General features: G+C 58.0%; 11 protein-coding genes, 2 pseudogenes and 1 other annotated feature. Of the genes and pseudogenes, 3 read left to right on the top strand and 10 right to left on the bottom strand.

Annotated elements, in window-relative coordinates:
• Positions 1-69 precede the first annotated feature (69 nt).
• Positions 70-1,167 carry an RHE_PE00001 family protein gene (locus C8J36_RS19730; RefSeq protein WP_132537209.1) on the bottom strand — a complete coding sequence of 366 codons (1,098 nt, stop codon included), beginning with the start codon at positions 1,165-1,167 and terminating at the stop codon, positions 70-72.
• 248 nt (positions 1,168-1,415) lie between these two features.
• On the opposite strand from C8J36_RS19730, the gene C8J36_RS19720 reads away from it, so the two are divergent.
• Positions 1,416-2,554, top strand: a protein-coding gene (locus C8J36_RS19720) for an IS3 family transposase (protein ID WP_165915117.1) whose coding sequence is annotated in 2 segments (ribosomal slippage) — positions 1,416-1,674 and positions 1,674-2,554 — 1,140 coding nt in all. Because the reading frame shifts where the segments join, the coding sequence is not laid out codon by codon here.
• A gap of 349 nt (positions 2,555-2,903) precedes the next feature.
• Here C8J36_RS19720 and C8J36_RS25645 read toward each other — a convergent pair.
• The 3 genes and pseudogenes from C8J36_RS25645 to C8J36_RS19700 form a co-directional block, all read right to left on the bottom strand.
• Positions 2,904-3,434 (bottom strand): annotated as a pseudogene (locus tag C8J36_RS25645) (TniB family NTP-binding protein).
• 157 nt (positions 3,435-3,591) lie between these two features.
• Complete coding sequence (locus tag C8J36_RS19705) at positions 3,592-4,086, bottom strand: GNAT family N-acetyltransferase (protein ID WP_132537068.1); 495 nt, start codon at positions 4,084-4,086, stop codon at positions 3,592-3,594.
• A 93-nt stretch (positions 4,087-4,179) separates the two neighbouring features.
• Positions 4,180-5,319, bottom strand: a complete 1,140-nt coding sequence (locus C8J36_RS19700) for a reverse transcriptase domain-containing protein (protein ID WP_165915116.1) — start codon at positions 5,317-5,319, stop codon at positions 4,180-4,182.
• 101 nt (positions 5,320-5,420) lie between these two features.
• Here C8J36_RS19700 and C8J36_RS25035 point away from each other — a divergent pair, with 101 nt between their 5' ends.
• On the top strand, positions 5,421-5,627 hold the full coding sequence (locus C8J36_RS25035) for a hypothetical protein (RefSeq protein WP_165915115.1): 207 nt from the start codon (positions 5,421-5,423) through the stop codon (positions 5,625-5,627).
• Positions 5,628-5,744: 117 nt separating this feature from the next.
• On the opposite strand, the gene C8J36_RS19690 is transcribed toward C8J36_RS25035, so the two are convergent.
• The 4 genes from C8J36_RS19690 to C8J36_RS19675 all read right to left on the bottom strand — a co-directional run bounded on the left by C8J36_RS19690 (position 5,745) and on the right by C8J36_RS19675 (position 10,383).
• Positions 5,745-6,431 (bottom strand): DUF2268 domain-containing putative Zn-dependent protease, encoded by a 687-nt coding sequence (locus C8J36_RS19690; protein ID WP_132537067.1) that lies wholly within the window; start codon positions 6,429-6,431, stop codon positions 5,745-5,747.
• 143 nt (positions 6,432-6,574) lie between these two features.
• Positions 6,575-7,803, bottom strand: a protein-coding gene (locus C8J36_RS19685; RefSeq protein ID WP_132537066.1) for an IS3 family transposase whose coding sequence is annotated in 2 segments (ribosomal slippage) — positions 6,575-7,509 and positions 7,509-7,803 — 1,230 coding nt in all. Because the reading frame shifts where the segments join, the coding sequence is not laid out codon by codon here.
• Positions 7,406-7,522: a sequence feature (AL1L pseudoknot), on the bottom strand. Its footprint overlaps the gene before it by 117 nt.
• Positions 7,804-7,941: 138 nt before the next feature.
• Positions 7,942-8,508: a GNAT family N-acetyltransferase gene (locus C8J36_RS19680; RefSeq protein WP_132537207.1), complete on the bottom strand. Its 567-nt coding sequence runs from the start codon at positions 8,506-8,508 to the stop codon at positions 7,942-7,944.
• A gap of 111 nt (positions 8,509-8,619) precedes the next feature.
• Positions 8,620-10,383, bottom strand: a complete 1,764-nt coding sequence (locus tag C8J36_RS19675; protein ID WP_132537065.1) for a methyl-accepting chemotaxis protein — start codon at positions 10,381-10,383, stop codon at positions 8,620-8,622.
• Positions 10,384-10,623: 240 nt separating this feature from the next.
• On the opposite strand from C8J36_RS19675, the gene C8J36_RS19670 reads away from it, so the two are divergent.
• Complete coding sequence (locus C8J36_RS19670) at positions 10,624-12,408, top strand: sensor domain-containing phosphodiesterase (protein ID WP_245506642.1); 1,785 nt, start codon at positions 10,624-10,626, stop codon at positions 12,406-12,408.
• 115 nt (positions 12,409-12,523) lie between these two features.
• Here C8J36_RS19670 and C8J36_RS19665 read toward each other — a convergent pair.
• A pseudogene (locus C8J36_RS19665) lies at positions 12,524-12,787 on the bottom strand (thiaminase II); the annotation flags it as partial.
• A gap of 4 nt (positions 12,788-12,791) precedes the next feature.
• Positions 12,792-13,439, bottom strand: coding sequence for a TenA family protein (locus C8J36_RS19660; RefSeq protein WP_132537064.1), 648 nt, complete (start codon positions 13,437-13,439; stop codon positions 12,792-12,794).
• Positions 13,440-13,604 lie beyond the last annotated feature (165 nt).

Here is a 13,604-nt window from a genome sequence, read left to right as displayed (position 1 = left end):
CATTTCAGCGATGTCGATTTTTTCGCTAATGTTAGGATATCTCGACGTCATCGCTCATCTGCAACCCGCCTACAGCACCCCCCATGCCCGAAACCTTCCCCTGCCCGTCATCTCCCGCAGCGGCAGCTGCGCCGCCAGATGGCGCGCCCCTTGCGGTGTAACATTAAGTTCTTGTGCAATCATGGTCGCGGAAACGACGGGCCGAGCCACGACCAGATCAACGAGCCGCGACAGTTTTGAATTCACGCTTCTGGCGGATGTTTGTCGCTCCAGTTGTTGTCGGGCAAGGAGGATCCGGTCGTGTTCCTTCATCCCCAGTTCGGCTGCTGCAGAAAACGCCTCGAGCATCGCCATTATCCGCGTCATCTGGCTTCCGGCATGCCGCCGCTCGCGCCGCACGCTGCGCAGCCCGATATTGAGGGCCGGCAGGTGGGCCGGCGTCGTGCCATCGCGACGCAGAAGCGAGGCGACGAGCTGACGGCCGAGTTCGGCGCGATGCTGAAGCACCTCGATCGCGTTCCACGCGTCGAGCAGAATTGACGCGCGCAGCACAGGCGAGAGACCATCGGTTTCGCCGAGGACCACGCGCCATTGTTCGAGCCGCTCGTCTTCGTCCCAGTCGGCATCGTAGACCAGTGGATCGCGGTCGCCCGCCGGTCGGGCGACGGCCGATCCGTCGAGGACCGCAGTACTGCGCGCCAGCACCGCATCGATCTCGGCAAAATCATCGTCATGGTCCCGATCGCCAAATGCAAGATCGTCGTCATCTTCGTCGGCCGAGAGCGGCAAGTTAGAGCACGGTAGACCGGGTTCGTCGCCCACTCCCCTGCCCCGCAGCCGGGCGACGCCGGCGGCACTCAGCGCCCATTCGCGCGGATGCGCAAAAATCTGACGGCGGGCGCGCAGGATGGAATGGGCAATGGTCAGCTCATGGGTGGGTGTGCGGATATCGAGGCGGGCGTCGTGCAGGACGAGATCCTCGAGGTGGACGAGTTCGCCATCAACCCACAGGGACGCGATGGCGTCAGCGAAGTTCTGCCGTTCGAGAAAGCCGTCGCGGATCGGCGAGCGGGCGACGCGCTCGTCGAGGCGCGCTAAAGCCTCGCCGGCCCGGGCCGCCGGTAAAATGAGTGCTCGCAGATCGATCTTGCCGATATCATAAACCATTGAATTCAATATGCCGTAGTCATTAAACGAAAGCAATCGAGCCATTTGCTAGCGTCATAGCCTGCTTCTTCGATGAGAGATATTAACTATCGATAGTATCTAAGTATCGATAGTGATGGGTTTCGACTTCCTGACGCTGTATGTCGGCCGCCCTGGATGAACGGAGAGCTGGCTCGGGAAATCTGCACAGGGGGGATAAGTGGAAATTCTGCCTGACTTCGGCTTAGATGCCGGGAACAGGAGATACCATGACGAGACGACCGCGCCGGAACCACAGCCCGGCTTTCAAAGCAAAGGTGGCGCTCGCCGCCATCCGGGGTGAGCAGACACTGGTGGAATTATCCCAACAGTTCGATGTGCACGCCAACCAGATCAAACAGTGGAAAGACCAGCTCCTTGAGGGGGCGACGGGTGTTTTCGGCGATGAAGCCAAGGCGGAACCGGCGGGCCCGACCATCGATGTCAAAACGCTGCACGCCAAAATCGGCGAACTGACACTGGAGAACGATTTTTTGTCCGGTGCGCTCGGCAAGGCGGGATTGCTGGGCGGAAAGAAATGATCGACCGCGAGCACAAACTGTCGGTCGCACGCCAGGCGAGGCTTCTCGGCTTCAGCCGTGGCAGCATCTATTATCTGCCCCGTCCAGTGTCTGAAGGCGATCTCGCCCTGATGCGGCGGATCGACGAACTGCATCTCAACTACCCTTTTGCCGGAAGTCGGATGTTGCAAGGGCTCTTGAGGGCCGACGGGCTGGAAACTGGGCGGCTGCACGTCGCCACGCTGATGAAGAAGATGGGCATCGAGGCGATCTACCGCCGCCCGAACACGTCGAAACCGGCACCTGGGCACAAAATCTATCCTTACCTCTTGCGCAAGCTGTCGGTCACCCGGCCCAACCATGTCTGGGCGATGGACCTGACCTATATCCCCATGGCTCGCGGCTTCGTCTATCTCTGCGCCGTCGTGGACTGGTTCAGCCGAAGGGTTCTGTCGTGGCGGCTGTCGATCACGATGGAAGCGGCCTTCTGCATCGAAGCGATCGAAGAAGCGCTCGCCCGCTATGGCAAGCCCGACATCTTCAACACGGATCAGGGCTCGCAGTTTACCTCGGTGGACTTCACGGCGGTGCTGAAGAAAGCTGAGATCGCCATCTCGATGGATGGCAAGGGCGCATGGCGCGACAACGTCTTCGTCGAGCGGCTCTGGCGGTCGATCAAATACGAGGAGGTCTACCTCCACGCCTACAAGACCGTGTCTGAGGCCCGCGTCGGCATTGGCCGATATCTGACCTTTTACAATAGCAGACGCCCACATTCATCCCTTGACCGGCAGACGCCGGATCAGGCCTACTTCAACGCGCTGGCACCCATGATGGTGGCGGCATAATCGAGGCGAAAATCCACTTAGCAAAACGCCCGAAACTGTTCAGACAAACCCAGCCACCTCTCGGGATCGCTCACGAATGAGGCCCTGCTGCGTTCGGTACTTTGCAGAGACAGTCGCTCCAAATCTGCTTGCTGCAGGCGGCAGGCAAGCGCCCATGATCGACTTGCGGCTCGATCGGGATGGAAGTCGCGGCTGAAGAAACTAGGGTGCTGGCCGCCGGAGGACTTGGTTATCCAGTCTTCGACCTGCTGGGGTGAGATGGAATAATGGCTCGACACCCGCCAATGCCAACAACTGAGAAGTTCGTCGTCACAGGGACGAGGTGCGACGGCCAGCAGCCGTACATGTCTCATGAACTTGCCTGCTGCTGTAGGCGGCGTTCCGATCGTCGCGCCATAGCGACGAGTGGCAGCACGAGGTTGTCACCGTCGAAACTGTCCAGTGTGATTGCCTCCGTACCAGTCCGGACGGCTTCAACCGCCACGGTCTCGATGAGCCGAAAAATCCGGACTGTGACGCCGTCGGTCATGTCCAGCACCTTGCGCCGAACCGCCGCAGAGCCAAGCTGCGACGGCTCACGCAAAGGAAGGATGCTCCCGAGGCTTGCGAGCAGTTGTGCAAGCTGCTGCGTATTGGACCAGCGCTTGAGGTGAAAGGCCTCGAACCGCTCCGCAAGCTGCGGATCCGTCAACAACGCCTGGCGAGCCAGATCCGTGCCGGCGCAAATCAGCGGAACTTTCAGGTCATTTGCGAGAAAGCGAATGACATTGAGGAAGACCCGTTACTGCCGATAGGTCCCAGTCAGCATGGCGTGTATCTCATCGATGATCAGCATCCGCACCCCCATCTTGCGCATCAAGGTGCGGCAAGTGTTGGCCACGATCAACCACCGCAGATCGCAGAATGCTCCACGAAAATGACAGTTGGACGACGCCAGGAATTGAACGGCATTCTACAGAGAGCGGCTGTTTTCGGACCTACTCGGTCGTTGGCCGCCAAAAGACGGTGGTGAAAATCCTGACTTTCGCGCAGTGCTATTAGGGGGCGAGCTTCAGATCTTTCTCAAAGCGATGTGTCGATACGATGAATTTCTTTCTGTCGCCCTCTGGCGTCCAAAGTGCATCTTCGAAGGAATGAGAAAGGTCCCATCCCTCCCGCTTATAGAATCGCTCAGCTCGGAAGTTGCCTGCCGTACAGAGTAACATCGCCTTTGTTATCCCTGCGTCACGCAGAAGTTTTTCCGCGAATGAGAGTAACACGTGGGCTGCACCGGTCCCACGAGCGCGGTTGCTGACGTAGAGTTTGACGACCTCAGCCCCCTTTACGGAGACAAATCCGAGCACGCCAGTGTCATCGGTCGCTACAAAAAATGCGTCTTCCGTCTCCTTCAGCCAGAGAGTGAAGTGGTCCTTGGTCCGAAACGCCAGCACTTCAGTAGGCACGAGGTCAGCATGCGCGTCGTGCCAGCCTTGGTGCCAGAGCTGGACTATCTCCTCGTGATCGGCGGTTTCTGCCGGGCGAATTTTGAGCATCCGTTCTCCCTCGGATTTTGATCGCGGTAGGGACGCCCATCACTGAGCGCCCCCCGCACAGATCCGTACGTGCGGAATTCCCGCATACGGCTCCTACCTCCGGTGTTTGACGGCGAAGCGTTCGCCGGGCCGAGGATGACGGATAAGCGGTTTTGGGAGCCAGTCGTCAGCCAGCTTCTTCATCCGCACCCATGTCATCTTATCCTTTTGGCTGCGTCGTCGGAGCGACCGCCGCCATAGATCAGTGACATAGTGACGGAATACCGCCAGCGCCGCACCATTGTCCGGCACGGCGTGATAGTTGAAGAAACCGGTAACGACCTGCCTCAGCCATTTCCCTTGTTCAGGAATGGGCTGGTGCAGTCGCCGTCTCAACTCCTCTTTTATCTCCTTCAGTCTCGCCTGCATGCGATCCCGTCTGGTTCGCCGCTTGACGACGAATTTACCCCGGCGGGATTTGCTGCAGATGAAGGTGAAGCCAAGAAAGTTGAAGGTTGCCGGTTTGCCGAGTCCGACCTTACCGCGCTGAGCCGCTGCGAAGCGGCCAAACTCGATCAGGCGGGTCTTTTCCGGATGCAACGACAGCGCAAACTCTTGCAGTCGCTCGCGCATCGCTTCCCGGAAGCGGCGGGCATCGTTCTCATACTGGAACCCGACCACAATGTCGTCGGCGTATCGTATGATGATCATGTCGCCCTTGGCTTTCTGCCGTCTCCAGCGGGCAGCCCACAGGTCGAACACGTAGTGCAGATAGATGTTGGCCAGGAGCGGCGATGCCACCGAGCCCTGTCCAGTCCCCGTCTCACTAACCGTGACCACCCCATCTTCCAGAATCCCCGCCTTCAGCCATTTCTGGATCAGGCGGATGATGCGCTGGTCGCCAATCCGATGGTTCAGGAAGCGGACCAGCCAATTTTGGTCGACCGCATCGAAAAACGCTTGGATATCGGCGTCCAGTATGTAGTTCACCTTCCGGTCGTTCAACCCAACCGGGGTGATGTGGTGATACAGGGCGGTGAACCGCTCCGTCTTCCTTTGCCTTGCGGCATTCCGTACGCGTTCGAGCGCCTGTGACACACTTTCCCGGTCCTGAGCCCGGCGCGTGCTTTGCTCGTTCGCGTTCCCCTTGGTCCCGGCCCTTAGCTCCCCCGGCTCCGCCACCGGCTCTCCGGTATTGTTCGTCGGGTTCACAGCTACTATGGCCGAGTCTGACTTCTCATGTCCGTTCATCATCGGCTACGGCTCCTCGCCTTCCCGATGCGGACCGCACGTGGCATCAGCCACGTTCGGCCGGGCATGAGATCTCCCGGTTCCCGTACAAGGAGCGTCTGCACATGCCAGGGTCTGCGACCACGCCGGGTCGTCCGAGCACTTGCGATAGCGTGCTCGTGCGTATTGCCTTCCGTCTTGCAAACAACGTCGGCACCCGGAACCATGACTATTTCGCGGCTCAATGGCTGGCCTATGCATTCCCCTACCGACGCTTCGCCGCCGTCCTCGCGGACGTCAGCGCATGGCTCGGGGCCGGTGTGGGTCGCTAATCCTTCACCGAAATGGACTTGCACCATATACTCCTTGCCGGTCTCCCGGCGCACTCGCAAAAGTCAGACGCAAAACTCAATATTTCGCGACAGAAATTTGCGACTGAAATGGCAGGGCTACCTCGTCGCTAAAACACTCGCCTTGAGCGCAGCCCAAAATGCGAGAACCGCAGATGGCGAGGTGTCGACCATGCCAGTTGCAGCGGCCTTCGGGTTGACTTGGCCGTAGAGACGGACCAGGCGATAGCCGATGGTATAGCCAGCCCATCGCGGCAATTCGTCAGTGCCGTAGAACCAGGCCGCATGATCGTAGTCCTGATTGTCCCGTTCTTGTTCCGCCTGGTCGAGAAGGGCCGCCCAATCCCCATTGATCGATGCGCTCGCCCAAGGCGGAGCGCAAACGCCGGTGACCGTTTCCGAAAATACGTCTGCCAGTCCTTCCGTCACGAAGGCATCGCCCAACGATAGCCCATACCCACAGGCATCCCATCGCATTGCATGATGGAGCTCATGAGCAAGCGTGCGGCCGAAAATGCCTTGAGCCAGACGATCATCGAAGCCGGGGGCTCCCGGATCGAGGTTGATCGTTACGAGCCCGCGCCGAAAGCACGATCCGCCAATGCCGAGTTCGGGAATGGTCTCATCCGGAAGATACTGGATGACAACGTCGATCGCGCGCTGCCGAAATATCGGTGGCACGATCTTGTCGATGCGATGAACAACCGCGTCGGCCTGCGCTTGCAATACAGCGCACCAGGGAGCAAGCAATCCCTCGGCTTCAAGAAAATGGATGTTGAGCTTCATATTCGTCCAATCGCATATGCTGCTTCCCTTTAGAGGCAGTATTCTGGTTCCGAAGGTGTCGAAGGCCCTCGCGGAAGTGATTATGCGATGATGACGAAGCTGATTGAACCGCGCCGGGTTTGCCGGAGGCCATTTCGGTTAAGTTATGCGGCCATGGCTGGTTCGTCCAGCATGGCGTAGTAGCGTTCCTCGGCTTCGGCTGGCGGTATGTTTCCGATGGGCTCCAGAAGGCGTCGGTGGTTGAACCAGTCGACCCATTCCAGGGTAGCGAACTCGACCGCTTCGAAGCTCCTCCATGGTCCACGTCGATGAATGACCTCGGCCTTGTAAAGACCGTTGATCGTTTCTGCGAGGGCGTTGTCGTAGCTGTCGCCGACGCTTCCGACAGATGGCTCTATACCGGCTTCTGCCAACCGCTCGGAATAGCGAATGGACACGTATTGAACGCCGCGATCCGAGTGATGCACAAGGCCACCGCCATGAGCAGGACGCCGATCATGAAGTGCCTGCTCCAGCGCATCGAGGACGAAGCTTGCGTGTGCCGTCCGGCTCGCCCGCCAGCCGACGATGCGACGAGCGAAGACGTCGATCACGAAGGCCACGTAGACGAAGCCCTGCCAAGTGGCGACATAGGTAAAATCCGAAACCCACAGCCTGTTCGGCGCAGGGGCTTTGAACTGGCGGTTCACGCGGTCAAGCGGGCTCGGAGCCGTCTTGTCCGAGAACGTCGTGCGGATAGGCTTTCCCCGAATAACACCTTGCAGGCTCATCGACCTCATAAGTCTGGCGACAGTGCAGCGGGCTACATCGAAGCCTTCACGCTTCAACTGCCGCCAGACCTTCCGAACGCCATAGACACGAAAGTTCTGCTCGAAGACACGGCGTATCTCGATCTTCAGGCTGACATCGCTGCGGGCGCGGATCGACAGGCGATCCACGTCCAGACGTTTGGCGACATTCTCGTAGTAGGTTGACGGGGCGATCGGCAGCAGTCTGCAGATCGGCTCGACCCCAAACACACCACGGTGTTCGTCGATGAACGAAATCATCGCTTGAAGGGGCGGTCGAGCTCCGCCATGGCGAAATAGGCCGAAGCTTTGCGCAAAATCTCGTTGGCCTGACGAAGCTCGCGGTTCTCCCGCTCGAGAGCCTTCATCTTCTCGGCGACATCGCTCGGCAGGCCTGTTCTTTTGCCACTATCGACCTCGGTCTTCTTGACCCATTCGTGCAGCGTGGCTGGCGAGCAGCCAATCTTGGCAGCGATAGATGAAACGGCAGCCCAGCGTGATGGATGCTCGACCTCGTGGTCCAGCACCATACGGATGGCACGCTGACGGACTTCAGGTGAAAACTTGTTCGTTGTCTTGCTCATGGTGGCTCCACTTTCTCAGAAGTTGGAGCCTCCGGCAAACCCGGCGCGGTTCAGATCATAAGCTTACCTTGCCATGATCAGTCCGCCCCGTCAAAGCGGCGCGAATGTTAGGATTTCCGCGACATGCGCCCTTCGCAGCTAGACCATCCGTCTGAACACATCGTTCAAGTAGGCTTGATCTTGGATGCGGAAGTTCGTGGTACCAACTTTCTCGAAGCCCTGCTTCAGATAGAAGGCTATGGCATGACCATTTTCAGAGTTGGTTGTCAGCCAGACCGATGGACTGCCGACATTACGCGCATAAGTCAGCCCTTGCTCCAAGAGCAACCTTCCAAGACCCCTACCATGATGGCGGGGTTGCACATAAAGGGTGGATATTTCCATGGAAGAACAGTTCGCGACGGGTTCCGCCTTTCCGTGGCTAACGCGAATGAATCCATCAAGGCCGTCTTCGTTCTCTGACACGATAACATGCTCGTTCCGATCTTCGAGCAGCGCTCTGAGCTTGTCCGATGTGAACTCATTCAGCGCATATTCTGCAAAAAAGGCGTTCACTCCCCGCCGGATATAAGTCCCGAGCCAAACTTCGATTGATATGGCTGCTAGTATCGGAGCATCAGACGGCCGGGCGACCCGAATTTCATGCGTAAGTTCCGTTATTCGGTAGGTTTTGAGGGTATTTGGACAGTTGCCAGCGGCAGCCATACTCAAAGGGACTGTCGCGAAAACCCAGATCTTGCTCGATATGTTACTCCGACGCTTGCACCGCTGCAAAATTAGGATATCTGCGACGCGCGACCGCTTTATGTTCAGCTGTCAGAACTCGTTCCACTCGACCTTCACGGCCGCGTTTCCATGTGTGGCGAATTTCGGAGCGGTACGCTGAGGGATGCTCCTGTTGGCATTGGTGTTCCCACCTACTTGATATCCTCTGGCGCGACCGTCGAACTGGAATTGGTCCAGAAGCGCAAACAAAGCTTTGGCCTCCTCTGCCAGTCCGTGGCTAGCGGCCGTCTGCTCTTCGACCATAGCGGCATTTTGTTGTGTGCCCTGGTCGACCAAGTTGATGGCCCGATTGATATCGCTCAGCGCTGTCGACTGCTCGCGTGCCGATTCGATGATGGCGCCGATGTCCTTGTTGATATCTTGCACGTTGCTGGCAATTTCCTGCAGAGCTTCGCCCGCCCGGCTGACCAGGGTAACGCCGCTTGCCACCTGCGTGCCGGAAGCGGTGATAAGTGTCTTGATCTCCTTGGCAGCCGATGCCGAGCGCTGGGCAAGCTCGCGGACTTCCTGGGCAACGACGGCGAAGCCCTTGCCCGCTTCCCCGGCGCGTGCCGCTTCGACGCCGGCATTCAGCGCCAGAAGGTTCGTCTGGAAGGCAATCTCGTCGATCACGCCGATAATGTTTGAGATTTCGGATGAGGACTGGTTAATCTTGTCCATCGCAACGATCGCTTCGCTGACGATCTGGCCGGAATGATCGGCATGCGCCTTGGCGCGGCCGACCAGCTGGCCGGAATCTTCGGCACGGCGGCTGGAGTCCTTGACGGTCGTGGTGATTTCTTCGAGCGCGGCTGCGGTTTCTTCGACAGAGGCTGCCTGCTGCTCGGTTCGCTTTGCCAGATCATCGGCGGCGGTGCGGATTTCATGCGCTCCGGCCGAGATGGTTTCGGCATTGGTCATCACGGTCGTCATGGCCTCGCGCAGCTTGGCAGAGGCTGCGTTGAAGTCGCGGCGCAGCTTGTCGAGCGATGGGATGAAGGGTGTTTCAATGTTCTGCGACAGGTCGCCCGATGCCATTCTCGTCAGGGAGGAGGCCAAGCGTTCCACGTTCTCGACGCGGGCGGTGACATCGGTGGCAAATTTTACAACCTTGATGACGCGACCCTTGAAGTCGAAAACGGGATTGTAGGATGCCTGAATGAAGACGTTGCGGCCGCCTTTGCCCATTCTCTTGAACTCGCCAGCAACCAATTCTCCCGCGTTCAGCTTGCGCCACATATCAGCATATTCAGGGCTGGCGGAAAAGCCGGGCTCCACGAACATGCTGTGATGCTTGCCGACGATCTCGGACAGGGAATAGCCGAGTGCCTGCAGGAAGTTTTCGTTGGCGGAAAGGATCGTCCCGTCCGTCTTGAACTCGATCGTGGCCTGGGCTCTCGAGATGGCGTCAATTTTTGCGCCCGTGTCGATACCTTGCATCTTGGTCTGGGTGATGTCGTTGGCGAACTTGACGATCTTCAGAACCTTGCCCGAGCTGCTCTTGATCGGGTTATAGTTTCCACGGATGAAGATCTCTTTTCCGCCTCTGGCAAGGCGGGTGAACTCGCTGCAGATGAATTCACCACCTCGCAGCTTGTTCCAGAAGGAGGCATAGTCGGAAGATCCGGCATAATCTGCATCCAGGAACATGCGGTGGTGCTTACCGAGCAGTTCCGCTTCGGAATATCCCATCAGGTCGCAGAAATTCTTGTTCGCCTTGAGAATCTTGCCGTCGACATCGAATTCGATCACAGCGAAGGAAAGATCCAAGGCGTCGAGGATTTTAGCAGAGTTAGAGCTCAGAAAGCTTGCCATAGTGATTGGTTTCCGCCAGGTGCAGTTCGTTCCATCCTAGCCTAGTTCTCTTAATAAATTAGGAACGCCGGGATGGTTGCAGCCAGTGTAGACGTAAGTAAATGTACCTACCCGTCCCGAGCGGAGCTCCAAAGCGTGAAGATCACGGGACGGTATTGGACAAACTGCCATACCATCTCTTTTAAAGTCTCATTTAATTATTCCGTAAGCTTGCTGCGTTAGGAGAAGTTCAACCATTTCTTGAGCGACGCTGATCTTATGGACTATGAACAAAAGCGCCTTGATGCGCTCAAAAGCCTCAATCTGCTGGATACGCCTGCAAGCGAAAGCTTCGACCGCATCACGCGAATGGCAGGCCAGATCTTTCAGCTTCCTATTGCCGCCGTTTCGCTCACGGACACTGACCGGCAGTGGTTCAAATCGAAGGTGGGCGTCGATCACGATACCATTCCAAGAAAAAAAGCGCCTTGCGCCGAAGTAGCGGATTCGTGCGATTTCTTGGTGATCGAGGATTTCGCGCTCGATAGCCGCTATTGTGACAGCCTGCTCGGGGTGAGCGGTATTCGCTTCTATGCGGGAGCGCCACTCGTGACGCGTGAAGGATATTGCCTAGGCGCCCTTTGTGTCTTGGGGAGGGAACCACGGAAGAGCACGGAGGCCGAAAGGACTGCCCTGCAGGACCTTGCTTCACTTGTTATGTCGCAAATTGAGCTGCAACACGCCTTTGGGCGGATCGACCCGATCAGCGGCCTCCCAAACCGCATGCAGTTTAGCGATGACATGAGCGATCTCGCTCGAGCGACGCCCGATGATGAAAGGGTTGCTGTAGCGCTTGACGTTGCGCAGCCGCATCAGATGGAGCGGCTGTCAGCGGTCATGGGGCCTGCCGCCTATGAGCAAGTCATTCGGGATGCTGCACGCTCAATGAGGATATTCCTGGGTTCGGGGGTCGCGGTTTACCATGTGTCTCCGATGCAGTTCATCTTCTTAGCTCCTCCTAGCGTCGATGCTGACAGCTACAGGGCGTGCCTACTGAAGCTTCTCGGTTCAGAGCTTGTCGGGGCCGAGATCAAGTACGCTGTGACACCCGTCTGTGCCATGACCCCATACAAACTCAATTCAACGTCACCGAGCGACTGCCTCAGGGCACTGTCGAGCGCGGTGCAAGAAACCCGAGCAGCTGAACAGTCTGTCGGCTTGTTCTCCGACAGCCACGATTGCGATTACCGCAGGAAATTTCGGCTCCTGAACGATTTTGAGGCCGCCCTGAACGATCAAGAACAGCTTCGCATTCTCTTTCAGCCTCGCGTCGATCTGGCGTCTGGTGAAATCGTCTCGGCGGAAGTGCTGCTGCGTTGGCGGCATCCTGAACTCGGTGACATCTCGCCTGGAGAATTTGTACCCGTCATTGAGGACAGTGCGCTTGCTTGGCCGATGACAAAGTGGGTGCTGGCGACTGCGTGCAGGCAACTGGGCAAATGGTACAGACAGGGGATGAGCACCAAGCTTTCTGTGAACTTCGCAGCCAGCAATCTTAAGGAAGACGTTGTAGGTGAGGTCATCAACAGCCTCGCAGCCCACGAACTTCCGCATCAGGCACTTGAGATCGAGCTGACCGAGGGTTCGTTGATGCAACATAGCGCACAAATCCTCCAAAAGCTCGATCAGCTGGTAGAAAATGGAATCGGGATTGCGATCGATGACTTCGGGACCGGCTATAGCAGCCTTTCCTATCTCCAAAGACTTCCCGTCAGCGTGATCAAGATCGACCGATCTTTTATCCAGGCGCTTGGTGATGGCTCGCGGGAGCAGAAGCTTGTGCACTCTATGATCAAGCTTTCCCATGAGATGGAGTACAGGGTCGTCGCAGAGGGAATTGAAGTTCTAGAAGCTGCTGAGCTTCTGCGCGTCATGGGCTGCGACGAAGGGCAGGGCTATTTCTTTGCACGACCACTGGAAGCTCAAGCGTTCGAAGACTTATTGACGACCGCCCAAACGCAGCCAGCTTGGGTGTCTGCTGCTTAATCCCTAATAGGCTTTAATATGTCTGTTCAGCAGGCAATCCACCTAGCGCGCAAGAACCCGCAGTTGTTGAAAGAATGCTTCAATAAGCGCGCTGTTGCGCGTGACAGATGCATCAAAGCCGCACATGCAGTTCGGTCTCGTTCAGGATTGCGGCGAACCCGACCTGCGCGGCGCGGATGTCGGCGATGGTCTGGCTCTTGTAGGCCGCGAGAGCCCATGCGCGGGCAAACTGGATCAGGAACAAATAATCCTGAACGAGATAGGTGCGGAAAGCCGCTTCCGGCAGCGTGCCATCGCCCAGTTGCCGCACGAAGGCGTGGTCGACGTAGCTATTCCATTCAGGCACGGCTGCCGATACGAGGCGATCGAAGACATCCATGCGCCTACGCTCCAGTCACGTAGACCGCGTCGAAGAAGGCGAGTTCAAGCGCTACGGCGCGCAGGAAGAAATCCTGACTCACCCTGGCCTCGGCTGGCCCGACCCTGTCCAGCTCAGCGCGCAGGAAGGCGACGAAGTCGCGGAAGTCGGGACTGTCGTGGAGCGTGATCCATTCGGCGTGAACGAAGTTCTCCGGCAGGGGCTTTTGCGCGCGCGACGCCCAATCGAGATAGAGCCACTCGGCGACGTTGAGGACCGCAAGCGCTGCCGCGTAGGAGCGCGTTGTGGCGGCCTCGCGCATGATCGCCTGAAAGCCTTTCGTCGGTTCCATGTCCGCAATAGTCGCGCGCTGCTCCTGCGTCACGCCGAGCGCGTCGAAGGCCCGCAGGAAATAGGTGTTCTCCTCTCCGGAAATGAGACCGGCGAAGCGGCCGAAGCGCACCCGGGCCTCGAACGTGTCGGCGGTAGCGATGGTTGCGCCGAGCAGGGTCAGGAAACTGTCGAGGAAGCGATGGTCCTGGACGAGGTATGAGGCCATCACTTCGTCGGAGATCGCACTGGTGAACAGGTCGGCGACGAAGCGGTGCTCGACCGCCTTCGTCCAGGTCGGCTCACTGGCCTGCTTCAGGGTGTCGGTGAAACGTTCGGTCATGTGCTGCCCTTTCGTTGGCTGGCAGCGAGACCGCGTGTTATCTGTCATGGTGCGGCCTCGCATGGAGGCCTGACCTGCCACTGAGAATTTCCTCCAGACTTGATTAGAGTTCGGCCTGACGAAGGACGGACGAATGAAGAAGCAGAGATTTACGGAAGAGCAGAT

It is taken from the genome of Rhizobium sp. PP-F2F-G48, from assembly GCF_004342335.1.
GTDB lineage: Bacteria > Pseudomonadota > Alphaproteobacteria > Rhizobiales > Rhizobiaceae > Ferranicluibacter.
This window is presented reverse-complemented; position numbering and strand designations above follow the sequence as displayed.

Coding starts and splice junctions, on each gene's coding strand:
- C8J36_RS19730 (WP_132537209.1), bottom strand. CDS start 1,167: ATGGTTTATGATATCGGCAAGATCGATCTGCGAGCACTCATTTTACCG.
- C8J36_RS19680 (WP_132537207.1), bottom strand. CDS start 8,508: ATGGCTGCCGCTGGCAACTGTCCAAATACCCTCAAAACCTACCGAATA.
- C8J36_RS19705 (WP_132537068.1), bottom strand. CDS start 4,086: ATGCTCAAAATTCGCCCGGCAGAAACCGCCGATCACGAGGAGATAGTC.
- C8J36_RS19660 (WP_132537064.1), bottom strand. CDS start 13,439: ATGACCGAACGTTTCACCGACACCCTGAAGCAGGCCAGTGAGCCGACC.
- C8J36_RS25035 (WP_165915115.1), top strand. CDS start 5,421: ATGCCAGGGTCTGCGACCACGCCGGGTCGTCCGAGCACTTGCGATAGC.
- C8J36_RS19690 (WP_132537067.1), bottom strand. CDS start 6,431: ATGAAGCTCAACATCCATTTTCTTGAAGCCGAGGGATTGCTTGCTCCC.
- C8J36_RS19700 (WP_165915116.1), bottom strand. CDS start 5,319: ATGATGAACGGACATGAGAAGTCAGACTCGGCCATAGTAGCTGTGAAC.
- C8J36_RS19675 (WP_132537065.1), bottom strand. CDS start 10,383: ATGGCAAGCTTTCTGAGCTCTAACTCTGCTAAAATCCTCGACGCCTTG.